This is a genomic window from Alsobacter sp. (assembly GCF_059501845.1).
In genome coordinates this window covers 33,653-45,834 of the sequence record NZ_JCACDK010000011.1, presented here as the reverse complement: position 1 = coordinate 45,834, position 12,182 = coordinate 33,653, and the positions used below count along the sequence as shown (strand labels likewise).

Sequence of the window (12,182 nt, the reverse complement as noted above, 5' to 3'; positions counted from 1 at the left end):
TCAGACGGCACCTTCAAACCAGGCCCGGGCTACGTGGGATTCGTGCAGCATGACGCGAATCTTGGTGATCCCGTCAGAGCCGGGACCGAGATCGCCGTTGCGGGCGGCGGTGGCCATGCGCTCGAAGATGTGCCGCGACAGGAACTCGGTGGTGGTCTGCCGGCCCGCGAACTCCGGCACCTCGTCGAGGTTGCGGTAGTTCAGGGGCGACAGCGTCGCCTTCAGCGCATCATGGGCGCGGCCGATGTCCACGACCACTTCGTCGGAGGTCAGCGTCTCGCGGAAGAACGCGACGTCGACGACGAAGGTCGCGCCATGCAGGCGCTGGGCGGGGCCGAACAGCTCTCCCTTGAAGCTGTGGGCGATCATGATGTGGTCGCGAACCTCGACGGCGTACATGGGGGACCCTCCCTGGCCTGCTTGTCAGTATCGTATGACGGTGACGAGGCCGGGTGCCCCGGCTGCCAGAATACGCGGTATCGCCTGCGGCAGATCGCTGAAAGCGACTTCTTCGGTCAGCAGGATGTCCAACGCGGGATCGGACAGCAGCGCGAGAGCCGCCTGCAGCCGGCGCGCATGCGTCCATCGCGGCCGGCGCGAGGGCGACACTTCGCCCACCTGCGAGGAAATCAGCCGCAGGCGCCGGCTGTGGAAGGCTCCGCCCAGCGGTGCCGGGACGGCGCCCTCGCCATACCAGGAGGCCTCGACGACGGTCGCCTCCCTGCCGGCACAGTCGATGGCCGTCGCCAGCCCGGCGGCAGTCGCCGAGGCGTGGAACACGACGTCCGCATCGGCAGGAGGCCCCGATTCGCGCCACGCGATGCCGAGCGCTGCCGCGATGTCACGCCGGCCCGAATCGGGATCGACGAGCGTGACGTCGGCTCCCGGCAGGCGCGCCGACAGCCATGCGATCAGCAGGCCCACCACGCCGCCCCCGATGACGACGACCCTGTCGGCCGGTCCGGCGCCGGAGTCCCAGATCGCGTTGAGGGCGGTTTCCATGTTGGCGGCCAGAACGGCGCGCCGGGCAGGCACCGTGTCGGGGACCAGCGAAACGAATCCGGGCGGAGCGACGAACACGTCCTGATGCGGATGCAGTGCAAACACCGTGCGGCCGAGCAGCCCGGGCGGGCCTTCCTCCACCCGGCCGGTGCAGCAGTAGCCGTACTTGACGGGAAACGGGAACTCGCCTTCCTGCAGCGGGGCGCGCATCCGGGCGTGCTCGCTTTCGGGCACGCGCCCTGCGCTCACCAGCCGCTCCGTGCCCCTGCTGATGGCCGACCATTGGGTCCGAACAAGAACATGCCCGTCCTTCGCCGCTGCCATATCGAGGGCGCCCCGGCGCAGATCTGCGCGCCCGGGCGCGACGTACCAGAGGGCCGTAGCCTCTCGGACGGCTGTGGGCTTGTTCTCGGCGTCATTGCCCAACACACTGCCTCCGCTATGTGCATCCGGCGCGCCGGTACGCGCCATCGTCACCGCCATCATCCTCAGGGCATCCGATCGTGTTGACCAGCCCCGCTCCCGACGCTGCCGCCGGCCAGGGGCTGACGCCCGCCGGGCTCCAGAGCCTGCGCACGCTTCGCAACCGGCGCCTCCTGATGGCCGTCCTCAATCTCGGGACGTTCATCGCCCTGGCCGCCTTGATGGCCCATGTGGCCGGCGCGGGGGGCTGGACGGTTGTCGACGCGGCGATGATGGCCTGCTTCCTCTTCGCCGCGCCCTGGAGCGTGCTGGGGTTCTGGAACGCCCTTGCCGGCCTGTGGCTGCTGCACGGTGTCCGTGACGGCCTGCGCAGCACGGTGCCCTTCGCGGACCGCATGGAGCGCCATCCGATCGCACCCCTGCGCATTCGCACGGCCGTCCTGCTGACGCTGCGCAACGAGGATGCCGCCCGCGCGATGGCGCGGCTGCGCGTGATGAAGGACAGCGTCGACGCGACGGGGCAGGGCGCCCATTTCGACTGGTTCGTGCTCAGCGACAGTGACCGCGACGACGCAGCCGCTGCCGAGGAAGCCGAGTTTGGGGCGTGGCGTGCCCTCGATGCCAGTCCGCAGCGGCTGCACTACCGGCGGCGCGAGCACAATACCGGCTTCAAGGCCGGCAATCTCCGGGACTTCTGCGCCCGCTGGGGTGCCGATTTCGAGATCATGCTGCCGCTCGACGCCGACAGCCTGATGGACGGCCCGACCATCGTGCGCATGGCCGGGATCATGCAGGACCACCCGAAGCTGGGCATCCTGCAGAGCCTCGTGGTCGGCATGCCGTCGCAGAGTGGTTTCGGTCGCCTGTTCCAGTTCGGTATGCGCCAGGGGATGCGGCCCTACACCATGGGCAGTGCCTGGTGGGCTGGCGATTGCGGGCCGTTCTGGGGCCATAACGGCATGGTCCGGATCGCTCCCTTCGTCGCGCATTGCGACCTGCCGATCCTGCCGGGCGGCCCGCCGCTGGGCGGCCACATCATGTCGCACGACCAGGTCGAAGCCGCGCTGATGCGCCGTGGGGGCTACGAGGTGCGCGTGCTGCCGGTGGAGTGCGGCAGCTTCGAGGAGAATCCGCCGACGGTCCTCGAATTCACCCGCCGCGATCTGCGCTGGTGCCAGGGCAACATGCAGTACTGGCGCCTGCTCGGGCTGCCAGGCCTGCGGCCGATGAGCCGGTTCCAGCTGCTCTGGGCCATCCTGATGTTCCTCGGCATCCCTGCCTGGACGGCGCTGATCGGCCTCGCCGCAATCAAGCCCTTCGAGACGCAGGACCTCGCCGGAGGCTTTCCGGCGGGCGCTGCGATCGCCGTCTATGCGTCGATCCTCGTCATGTTCCTCGCCCCCAAGATCGCCGGTGTCCTCGACGTGCTCCTGACGCCGGGAGGTGCACGGCGTTACGGCGGGACGCGCCTCTTCCTGGCGGGCTTTGCCTCCGAGCTGCTCTTCTCGTTCCTGCTGGGCGCCGTGACGACGCTGCGGATGACGCTGTTCATGATCGGGCTCGCCTTCGGCAAGGCCGTCACCTGGAACGGCCAGGCGCGAGACGCGCACGCGCTGTCCTGGTCGACCGCGCTGCGCGGGTTGTGGCCGCAGACGCTGTTCGGCTGCGCGGTGATTGCCGCCATGGCGTGGAAGGCGCCGGCCGTCCTCGCCTGGGCGGCGCCGCTCGTGGCGGGGTTCCCGCTGGCCATTCCGTTTGCGGTTCTCACCGCCCATCCCGCCTTCGGCAGGGCGCTGGCGCGTCGTGGTCTTGCCGCGACACCGGAGGAGCTCGATCCTCCACCGGAGTTCCGCGCACTCGAGACCCGCCCCGCGCCGCGGGGCGAGGCAGTCGTAGAGGCGGCCTGAGATCTTCGCCAGTTGTTCCCAGCCTGCGGGACCCGGAGTTTCCGAATGGCCTTTGCCGCTCCCAAGACAATTGTCCTGATCGCGCTCGCGCTCTGGGCAGGCGCACTGGCCGGCGGCACCGCACGAGCGGACGACGACATGGCCGTTTCCGTCGAGAACAGCAGCCAGCCGGAGATCTGCGCGGAAAAGGACAACGTCGCCCTCGATTTTCGCGGCGCCGGCGTAAAAAGCTTCCGCATCCAGGCGGTGCACCCCGCCTTCATCGGCACCATCGTCGCCGACCGCTGGGCACCCGACTTCACCAAGTGCGACATGCGCCACGACACGGCCTTCGGCGCCAAGGCACGGCGGGTCACCTTCTACGAGACCCCGGATTTCTGGCTGACCGGCTACACCTATCCGTCGTTCTGGCGCCCTGGCAGCGTTCCCGTGAAGGTCGGCGATAGGGTGGAGGAAGGCCTCCACATCATCCAGGTGTGGGTCCGCTTCCAGGAACGCGCGGAGGAAGTGCTCGTCCTCTATCCGCCCGACGGCTACTGGCGCGCCCGCCCTCTGCCGCCGCCGCACATGCGCTGGTCGGCCTATGGCAGTTCGTTTCTCGTCGGCCCCGTGACCGTGAAGGAGCGGCCACTGGTCGAGCTGAAGCAGATCACCTTCGAGCCGGAGACCAAGACCTTCGTCCTCGAATTCCTCGAAGGCGGGTCGGCGCGGGTGACCCTGTCGGCGCTGGACCAGGACAGGATCGTGCTCGACACGACCTTCGACACGCCGACGACCGGCAAGGCGCCGTTCCTGGCCATGCGCTCGATGTATGTGACGGAGTACAATGCCGACGTCGCCCGCGTCGCCTGGCGCGCGCCGGGCGACAAGGGCTGGGGCGAGTCGCCCGTCATGAGCTTCCCGGGAGCCCAGGCGAGCGAACTCTGGGCCGGGCGCCTGCTGCCATCACGGCACAACACCAGCGCGCCCGACATGGTGTTCAACCGCTTCTCGGATCAGCTCCCCAGGCCGGAGAACGCGCCCCCGGTCGAGATGCTGACGCCCAAGGTGATCCAGTAGTCCTGTCTGTCCGGTCCGGCGAACCGGCGGGGTTGTCCGTTTTTGGGGACCTTTGCGGGTGCCCGGCGGTAGCCTAGCCCCCCCGGCCGATATGGGCCCGGACCGCGGCGAAGACGGCCTGGAACATCTCCGGCGTCAGCCGGCCCGTGTTCGTGTTGTAGCGGGAGCAGTGATAACTGTCGAAGAGCGCGATGCCCTTCACGTCGTGCCGCGCCGCGTGCCCAAATGGGTATTTCGACAGCGGAACGCCGAGCGCGCGCAAGGTCGATTCGTGGGCGATACGCCCGAGCGCGACGATCGCGGAAAGGCGTGGCAGCCCTTCGATGGTGGCGGAGAGAAACGGCCGGCAGGACGCAATCTCCTGCCCGACGGGTTTGTTTTCCGGGGGCACGCAACGAACGGCGTTGGTGATCAGGCAGTCGACGAGTTCAAGGCCGTCGTCGGGCCTGGCGCGGAAGTCGCCACGGGCGAAGCCGTAGGTGCCCAGCGTCTCGTAGAGCAGGTCGCCGGCATAGTCGCCCGTGAAAGGCCGGCCGGTGCGGTTGGCGCCGCGCAGGCCCGGTGCCAGGCCCACCACCAGCAGCCGCGCCGCCCGCGTTCCGAAGGAGGGAACCGGCGCGTTGTGCCAGGCCGGCTCGGCCTGTCGCGCGCGTTCGCGGAAGGCGACCAGCCGGGGGCAGAGCGGGCAATCGCGGCCAGGCTCGCGAGCCGCTTCCTGCAAAGAGAAGCCCCCGGGGCCGACGGCTCCGGAGGCTGGAGGATTGCCGTTCATCAGGCTTGCTTAGAGGTCGTCGCCCGAATCGTCCACGGGGGCCGGACTGTGCTGCGTGGCCGGACGCCGCTCGTAGTTGCGCGGCGGGCGCTCCGCCCGTTCCGCCGGATCGCGGCCGATCTTGGCGGCCAGGTGCAGGATGTCGATGAACTCGTCGGCCTGACGGCGAAGCTCGTCCGCCACCATCGGGGGCTGGGAGCTGATGGTCGAGACGACCGACACGCGGACACCGCGGCGCTGCATGGCCTCGACGAGGGACCGGAAGTCGCCGTCGCCGGAGAAGAGCACCATGTGGTTGATGTGCGGCGCGAGCTCCAGCGCATCGATGGCGAGCTCGATGTCCATGTTGCCCTTCACCTTGCGGCGGCCGGTGGAGTCGACGAACTCCTTGGTCGGCTTCGTCACCACGCGGTAGCCGTTATAGTCCAGCCAGTCGATCAGCGGACGGATGGAGGAATACTCCTGATCTTCGATCAGCGCAGTATAGTAGAAGGCGCGCACGAGATAACCGCGCTGCTGAAACTCCTTCAGGAGCCTCTTGTAGTCGATGTCAAAGCCGAGTGCCTTGGCGGTAGCGTAGAGATTAGCACCGTCTATGAAGAGCGCGGTACGTTCGACTGTCTGCATGTGTATGGTCCTGGTCGCCGGAAGCGATACTAGGGTGCCGGGGATGCGCGATGCTGGGTAGGATAGATCAGGCGTCGCGCGGGGGATAATGAACTGGAGATCGGAAAAACGTCGTGGAGCGAGCCTTGCCTAAGTTGCGTTCCTCAATTCACGAGGTAGTGCAACCTTTAGTTGCTGAATGAACCGGCGAATTGCGGCGGTGTCAAGACGAAGCCTGACTTGGTGCGGGGCCGCGCATGGCTGACATGCAACTGTCATGAATGCTTCCCGAACACGCACGTTGCATTTCGGGGCGTACGGGTGTAACGGGTCGCGCTTACGCCCGGAAACGTCAGACGAGGTCGCGCCGCATGGCTCGCGTCACAGTTGAAGACTGCATCGACAAGGTCGACAACCGGTTCGAGCTTGTGCTGCTCGCCAGCCACCGCGCCCGCATGATCTCCTCCGGCGCGCCGCTCACCATCGACCGCGACCGTGACAAGAACCCGGTCGTCGCCCTGCGCGAGATTGCCGACACGACCGTGTCGCCCGAGGATCTGAAGGAAGACCTCATCCACTCGCTGCAGAAGCACGTCGACGTGGACGAGCCCGAGCCCGAGTCCGTGCCGATGATCGGCGCTCCCCAGGCCGCGGGGTCGACGGACGACAACGCTGTCGAGTTCGACCGCATGACCGAGGAAGACCTCCTGCGCGGCCTCGAGGGGCTTGTGCCTCCGGCCGAGACGGACGACGAGGGCGAGTGACGCCTCCGGCCCGGATCCCCGGCCACCTGAATGACCAAGCCCGGCCCCTCGGCCGGGCTTTTTCGTTCCGGTTCGGCGTTCCGCGCGTGACGCCGCGCGAAGGTGCGCGCACGGGGCACTTGCGGCGCGCGCGCCGCCTCCCGATACTCCGGGCAGGATGATTTTCCCTGGCGGGATGGGCGAGAGGTCAACGCCGCCATGATGCGGCAGTACGAACTGGTCGAGCGGGTCAAGCGCTACAATCCCAATGCGGACGAGGCGCTGCTGAACCGGGCATACGTGTACGCCATGCGCGCGCACGGCTCGCAGAAGCGTTCGTCAGGCGACCCCTACATGTCGCACCCGCTCGAGGTGGCCGCGATCCTCACCGAGCTGCGGCTGGACGATGCCACCATCGTCGCCGCCGTCCTGCACGACACGATCGAGGACACCGCGGCGACGCGCGAGGAGATCGACCACCTCTTCGGCCACGAGATCGGCGCCCTCGTCGAGGGCCTCACCAAGATCAAGAAGCTCGACCTCGTCTCCAAGAAGGCGGCGCAGGCGGAGAATCTCCGCAAGCTGCTGCTGGCGATCGCCGATGATGTCCGCGTGCTGCTGGTGAAGCTCGCCGACCGCCTGCACAACATGCGCACCCTGCATTACGTGCCGCCGGAGAAGCGCACCCGCATTGCCGAGGAGACGCTCGACATCTACGCGCCGCTCGCCGGGCGCATGGGCATGCAGGAGCTGCGCGAGGAGCTGGAGGATCTCGCCTTCCGGCATTTCTCCCCCGACGCGCACGCCATGGTGCAGGCGCGGCTCGACGAGATCGGCGCGCGCAGCGGGCCCGTGATCGACGAGATCGAGCGTGAGCTGCATGCCAAGCTCGTCGCGGCCGGCATCAAGGCGGTGGTGAAGGGGCGACGCAAGCGGGCCTACTCCATCTGGAAGAAAATGGAGAGGAAGTCGGTCTCCTTCGAACAGCTCTCCGACATCTTCGGCTTCCGCATCATGGTCGACGACGTGGCGGGCTGCTACGCCGTGCTGGGCGTCGTGCATACGACGTGGCCGAGCGTTCCCGGCCGGTTCAAGGACTACATCTCGACGCCAAAGCAGAACGACTACCGTTCGCTGCACACCACGGTGGTCGGGCCCGGCCGCCAGCGCGCCGAACTGCAGATCCGGACCGAGCAGATGGACCGGATCGCTGAATACGGCATTGCGGCGCATGCGCTCTACAAGGACGGGCGCGCAACCGACAAGGATGCGCTGGCGCTGGAAAGCCGGGCCTATGAATGGCTGCGCCGCACGATCCAGACGCTGGCGGAGGGCGACAGCCCAGAGGAGTTCCTGGAGCACACCAAGCTCGAGCTCTTCCACGACCAGGTCTTCTGCTTCACGCCCAAGGGCCGCCTGATCGCCTTGCCGAGAGGCGCGACACCCATCGACTTTGCCTATGCCGTGCACACCGATGTCGGCAACACGGCCGTGGGCTGCAAGGTCAACGGCCGGATCGTCCCGCTGATCTCCGAGCTGCACAATGGCGACGAGGTCGAGGTCATGCGGGCCCAGGGCCAGGTGCCGCCGGCGGCCTGGGAATCGATCGTCGTGACGGGCAAGGCCCGCGCGGCGATCCGCCGGGCCACCCGCGCCGCCGTCCGCCGGCAGTATGCCGGCCTCGGCCGCCAGATCGTCGAACGGGCCTTCGAGCGCGGCAAGAAAGCGTATTCCGAGGAGAAGGTGAAGGCGGCGTTGCCGCGCCTCGCGCGTTCCTCGCTGGAGGACGTGATGGCCGCAGTCGGGCGCGGCGAGATCTTCTCTGGCGACGTCGTGAAGGCCGTCTATCCCGACTACAAGGAGGAGCGCGTCACCGGGCCGGAAGCCGACAAGAGCGAGGGTGGCTGGTTCGGCCTGAAAAAGGCTGGCGGGCTCGTCTTCAAGGTGCCGGGCAAGCAGGAGGAGGCGGACCAGCTGCGCTCAATCCCGATCCGCGGGCTCAATGGCGACCTGCCCGTGCAATTCGCCCCGGACGGCGGCGCGGTGCCGGGCGATCGCATCGTCGGCATCCTCACCCCGGGGGAGGGGATCACCATCTACCCGATCCAGTCGCCGGCCCTTACAGCCTTCGACGACCAGCCCGACCGGTGGCTCGACGTCCGCTGGGACATCGACGACAGCGCGCCCCAGCGCTTCCCCGCGCAGATCGAGATCACGGCACTCAACGAGCCGGGAACGCTGGCCCAGGTCGCCCAGATCATCGGCGACAACGATGGCAACATCGACAGCATCGCCGTCAACGGCCGGGCTTCGGCCGACTTCCGCGAGATCCTCATCGACCTCGAGGTCTACAACCTCAAGCACCTCACCTCTATCATCAACCAGCTCAAGGCGCGCTCGGTGGTGAGTTCGGTGCGGCGAATGAACGGGTAGAAGGCTGTCATCCCCGGCCGGAGCCGCGCAGCGGCGGAGGGAGGGGCTCCGGGACCGTCGGCAAATAGCCCTGGATCCCCTTCCCGCGCCTCTGGCGCGCCGGGGATGACAACGGGAGAGTCTTGTGAGCGAGGCGGAAGCCTGAAGCCTCGCGGTCCGGAGCGCGGGCCTCCAGGCCCGCTCTTTCTGCGCTGAACCGTATCGCAGCTGCCCCGGCCAGCCTCACCCCAGCTGCTTGCCCAACCGGCCGGCGAGATCCTGGATGAACTGCCAGGCCGTCCGTCCGGAGCGGGAACCCCGCGTGGTGGACCATTCCAGCGCGTCGTGGTGCATGGCTTCGCGTTCCTCGACTGGCAAGCCGAAATGCGTCGCGTAGCCGTCGACCATGGCCAGGAACTCGTCCTGGCTGCACTTGTGGAAGCCGAGCCAGAGGCCGAAGCGGTCGGAGAGCGACACCTTCTCCTCTACGGCTTCGCCGGGGTTGATGGCGGTGGAGCGCTCGTTTTCCATCATGTCGCGCGGCAGCAGGTGCCGCCGGTTGGACGTGGCGTAGAACAGGATGTTCTCGGGCCGCCCCTCGATGCCGCCCTCCAGCACCGCCTTCAGCGACTTGTAGGACGTGTCGTCCCCGTCGAAGGAAAGGTCGTCGCAGAAGACCACGAAACGGAACGGAGCGGCCCGCACGAGTGCCATCAGCAGCGGTAGGCTCTCGATGTCCTCGCGGTGGATCTCCACCAGCTTCAGCGCAGGCCGCCCCGACGAGGCGCCGCGGACATTCACCTCCGCATGGGCAGCCTTGACCAGCGAAGACTTGCCCATCCCCCGTGCGCCCCACAGCAGGGCGTTGTTGGCCGGCAGGCCCTGCGCGAAGCGCTCGGTGTTCTCCATCAGCGTGTCGCGGGCGCGGTCGATGCCCCTGAGCAGCGGCAGGTCGACCCGGTTCACCCGCGGCACGGGTACGAGGCGCGGCGGATCGGGGTGCCAGACGAACGCGTCCGCCTCGTCGAAGCGCGGCACCTCCGCCCGTGGAGGCGCGATGCGCTCCAGCGCGTCGGCGATGCGGGCGAGAAGGACGGGGAGGGCGGGATCGTCGGTGGGCATGCGAGGTCCGGGTGCGAGGAGCCGGGTGGTGCTCTCCCACATCGGCGGAACGCTGTCATCCCCGGCGGGCCGGGGATGACGAGCTGCTCCCGGCGGTTCAGCTTGCGGCCAGCGCCTCGTCGAGGTCGCCGATCAAATCGTCGGGGTCCTCGAGACCGATGGAGAGGCGGACGACCTCCGGCCCCGCGCCGGCCTGCGTCTGCTGGTCGGCGGTGAGCTGGCGGTGCGTCGTTGAGGCGGGGTGGATGACCAGCGAGCGCGTGTCGCCGATATTGGCGAGATGCGAGAAGAGCTTGAGGTTGGACACGAGCTTCACGCCCGCGTCGTAGCCGCCCTTCAGGCCGAAGGTAAAGACGGCGCCGGATCCCTTCGGCGTGTAGCGCTTGGCGAGCGCGTAGTACTTGTCGCCTTCCAGGCCGGGATAGCTGACCCACGACACGGCAGGGTGTGAGGCGAGATGGCGTGCCACGGTCAGCGTGGTGTCGGACTGGCGCTGCATGCGCAGCGGCAGCGTCTCGATGCCGGTCAGGATCATGAAGGCGTTGAAGGGTGAGAGCGCCGGGCCGAGGTCGCGCAGGCCGAGCACGCGGCAGGCGATGGCGAAGCCGAAATTGCCGAACGTCTCGCCCAGCACCATGCCGCCATATTCCGGTCGCGGCTGCGAGAGCATCGGGTAGCGGCCCGAGCGCATGAAGTCGAACGAGCCGCCGTCGACGATCAGACCGCCGATGGAGTTGCCGTGGCCGCCGAGAAACTTCGTCGCGGAGTGCACGATGATGTCGGCGCCGTGCTCGAACGGCCTGATGAGGTAAGGCGTCGCCATCGTGTTGTCGACGATGAGCGGCACGCCCGCCTTTTTGGCGATCGCGGCGATCGCGGCGATGTCGGTGATGACGCCGCCGGGGTTGGCGATAGACTCGATGAAGATCGCCTTGGTCTTGTCGGAGAGGGCCGCCTCGAAGGTCGAGAGGTCGTCGGGATCGGCCCACTTCACCCGCCAGTCGAAGTTCTTGTAGCTGTGGTTGAACTGGTTGATCGAGCCGCCATAGAGCTTCTTGGAGGCGATGAACTCGTCGCCCGGCTGCAGCAGCGTGTGGAAGACGAGGAACTCAGCCGCGTGGCCCGAAGCCACGGCGAGCGCGGCCGTGCCGCCCTCCAGCGCCGCGACGCGCTCCTCCAGCACCGCGCAGGTGGGGTTGCCGATGCGGGTGTAGATGTTGCCGAAGGCCTGCAGCCCGAACAGGGAGGCGGCATGGTCGACGTCGTCGAACACGAAGGACGTCGTCTGGTAGATCGGGGTCGCCCGCGCACCGGTCGCCGGGTCGGGCTGCGCGCCCGCATGGACGGAGAGGGTGGCAAAGCCGGGGGCCTTGGTTTCGGACATCACGCGTCTCCCTGCTGCTCGATCGTTCGTCTTTCCGAACGTTTGTTCCAGATTAAGAACGGAGTGCGGCTCGCGTCAATGTCTGGTCACCGCCGCGTCCCGAAAGGATTCACCCCCGGCGTGATCCCCAAAGTGCGCTTTTGCACGCCCTTGTCGGACATGACCGGCTTTTTCGACGACAGGACGCGCGAGTTGATGCCCTGCCAACCGATCTCGCCGGACAGCCGGCCGAACTCGATCTTGGGGCAGCGGTTCATGATCACCGTCACGCCCCTGGCTTCCGCCCGTGCGGCCGCCTCGTCATTGCGGACCGAGAGCTGCATCCAGATCACCTTCGGCAGGGGATCGAGCGCCAGGGCCTCGTCGGTGATCGGGCCGGCCGCCTCGGAATTGCGGAAGATCTCGACCATGTCGATGGGGCCGGGAATGTCGGCAAGCCGCGCATAGACCTTGCAGCCGACGATCTCCTTGCCGGCAAGGCCGGGGTTGACGGGGTACATGGTGAAGCCCCGTTCCGAGAGGTACTTGGTGACGATCCAGCTCGGCCTTGCCGGGTTCGCGGATGCACCGACGAGCGCGATCGTCTTCACGCCGGTCAGGATGGAGCGGATGAGCGTGTCGGGATAGCTGTCGTGGTCCATGGCGGGTCCGGTCGGAGGGGAGCACAGCAGGTAGACCCGCGGCCCGCCCGGCGCAATGGCCGGCAAAACGAAAGGGCCCCGCCTCGCGGCGGAGCCCCTCCATCAGCGCGG

11 protein-coding genes are annotated in these 12,182 nt (G+C 67.8%); 4 read left to right on the top strand and 7 right to left on the bottom strand.

All coding sequences use genetic code 11. The features are described 5' to 3' along the window. Together AC5JCN_RS07640 and AC5JCN_RS07635 are read right to left on the bottom strand one after the other, a co-directional pair. The gene (locus AC5JCN_RS07640; protein WP_495754440.1) at positions 1–399 is read right to left on the bottom strand and encodes a 6-pyruvoyl trahydropterin synthase family protein; all 399 of its coding nucleotides are present in this window, start codon (positions 397–399) and stop codon (positions 1–3) included. Between the two features lie 24 nt (positions 400–423). Then, positions 424–1,326: a zinc-dependent alcohol dehydrogenase gene (locus AC5JCN_RS07635; RefSeq protein WP_495754942.1), complete on the bottom strand. Its 903-nt coding sequence runs from the start codon at positions 1,324–1,326 to the stop codon at positions 424–426. A gap of 179 nt (positions 1,327–1,505) precedes the next feature. On the opposite strand from AC5JCN_RS07635, the gene mdoH reads away from it, so the two are divergent. Both mdoH and AC5JCN_RS07625 read left to right on the top strand, forming a co-directional pair. After that, positions 1,506–3,332 carry a glucans biosynthesis glucosyltransferase MdoH gene (gene mdoH / locus AC5JCN_RS07630; protein WP_495754439.1) on the top strand — a complete coding sequence of 609 codons (1,827 nt, stop codon included), beginning with the start codon at positions 1,506–1,508 and terminating at the stop codon, positions 3,330–3,332. A gap of 45 nt (positions 3,333–3,377) precedes the next feature. Then, positions 3,378–4,391 (top strand): hypothetical protein, encoded by a 1,014-nt coding sequence (locus tag AC5JCN_RS07625; RefSeq protein WP_495754438.1) that lies wholly within the window; start codon positions 3,378–3,380, stop codon positions 4,389–4,391. 73 nt (positions 4,392–4,464) lie between these two features. Here the strand turns inward: AC5JCN_RS07625 and AC5JCN_RS07620 are convergent, their stop codons facing one another. Together AC5JCN_RS07620 and AC5JCN_RS07615 are read right to left on the bottom strand one after the other, a co-directional pair. After that, positions 4,465–5,163: a uracil-DNA glycosylase gene (locus tag AC5JCN_RS07620; protein ID WP_495754437.1), complete on the bottom strand. Its 699-nt coding sequence runs from the start codon at positions 5,161–5,163 to the stop codon at positions 4,465–4,467. 9 nt (positions 5,164–5,172) lie between these two features. Further along, the gene (locus AC5JCN_RS07615; protein WP_495754436.1) at positions 5,173–5,790 is read right to left on the bottom strand and encodes a LabA-like NYN domain-containing protein; all 618 of its coding nucleotides are present in this window, start codon (positions 5,788–5,790) and stop codon (positions 5,173–5,175) included. A gap of 350 nt (positions 5,791–6,140) precedes the next feature. On the opposite strand from AC5JCN_RS07615, the gene rpoZ reads away from it, so the two are divergent. Both rpoZ and AC5JCN_RS07605 read left to right on the top strand, forming a co-directional pair. Beyond that, entirely contained in the window at positions 6,141–6,533 is a 393-nt protein-coding gene (gene rpoZ, locus AC5JCN_RS07610) for a DNA-directed RNA polymerase subunit omega (RefSeq protein WP_495754435.1), read from the top strand. Between the two features lie 198 nt (positions 6,534–6,731). After that, entirely contained in the window at positions 6,732–8,945 is a 2,214-nt protein-coding gene (locus tag AC5JCN_RS07605) for a RelA/SpoT family protein (protein WP_495754434.1), read from the top strand. A gap of 222 nt (positions 8,946–9,167) precedes the next feature. Here AC5JCN_RS07605 and AC5JCN_RS07600 read toward each other — a convergent pair whose 3' ends face one another. The 3 genes from AC5JCN_RS07600 to AC5JCN_RS07590 form a co-directional block, all read right to left on the bottom strand. Then, entirely contained in the window at positions 9,168–10,046 is an 879-nt protein-coding gene (locus AC5JCN_RS07600) for an ATP-binding protein (RefSeq protein ID WP_495754433.1), read from the bottom strand. Between the two features lie 97 nt (positions 10,047–10,143). After that, positions 10,144–11,430: an O-acetylhomoserine aminocarboxypropyltransferase gene (locus AC5JCN_RS07595; protein WP_495754432.1), complete on the bottom strand. Its 1,287-nt coding sequence runs from the start codon at positions 11,428–11,430 to the stop codon at positions 10,144–10,146. 86 nt (positions 11,431–11,516) lie between these two features. Beyond that, positions 11,517–12,071, bottom strand: coding sequence for a CoA-binding protein (locus AC5JCN_RS07590; RefSeq protein ID WP_495754431.1), 555 nt, complete (start codon positions 12,069–12,071; stop codon positions 11,517–11,519). Positions 12,072–12,182: the final 111 nt, after the last annotated feature.

Bases quoted from the DNA above. Each gene is read 5' to 3' on its own strand.
- rpoZ (WP_495754435.1), top strand. From the start codon at position 6,141: ATGGCTCGCGTCACAGTTGAAGACTGCATCGACAAGGTCGACAACCGG.
- AC5JCN_RS07595 (WP_495754432.1), bottom strand. From the start codon at position 11,430: ATGTCCGAAACCAAGGCCCCCGGCTTTGCCACCCTCTCCGTCCATGCG.
- AC5JCN_RS07620 (WP_495754437.1), bottom strand. From the start codon at position 5,163: ATGAACGGCAATCCTCCAGCCTCCGGAGCCGTCGGCCCCGGGGGCTTC.
- AC5JCN_RS07635 (WP_495754942.1), bottom strand. From the start codon at position 1,326: ATGGCAGCGGCGAAGGACGGGCATGTTCTTGTTCGGACCCAATGGTCG.
- AC5JCN_RS07605 (WP_495754434.1), top strand. From the start codon at position 6,732: ATGATGCGGCAGTACGAACTGGTCGAGCGGGTCAAGCGCTACAATCCC.
- AC5JCN_RS07640 (WP_495754440.1), bottom strand. From the start codon at position 399: ATGTACGCCGTCGAGGTTCGCGACCACATCATGATCGCCCACAGCTTC.
- AC5JCN_RS07625 (WP_495754438.1), top strand. From the start codon at position 3,378: ATGGCCTTTGCCGCTCCCAAGACAATTGTCCTGATCGCGCTCGCGCTC.
- AC5JCN_RS07600 (WP_495754433.1), bottom strand. From the start codon at position 10,046: ATGCCCACCGACGATCCCGCCCTCCCCGTCCTTCTCGCCCGCATCGCC.
- AC5JCN_RS07590 (WP_495754431.1), bottom strand. From the start codon at position 12,071: ATGGACCACGACAGCTATCCCGACACGCTCATCCGCTCCATCCTGACC.
- AC5JCN_RS07615 (WP_495754436.1), bottom strand. From the start codon at position 5,790: ATGCAGACAGTCGAACGTACCGCGCTCTTCATAGACGGTGCTAATCTC.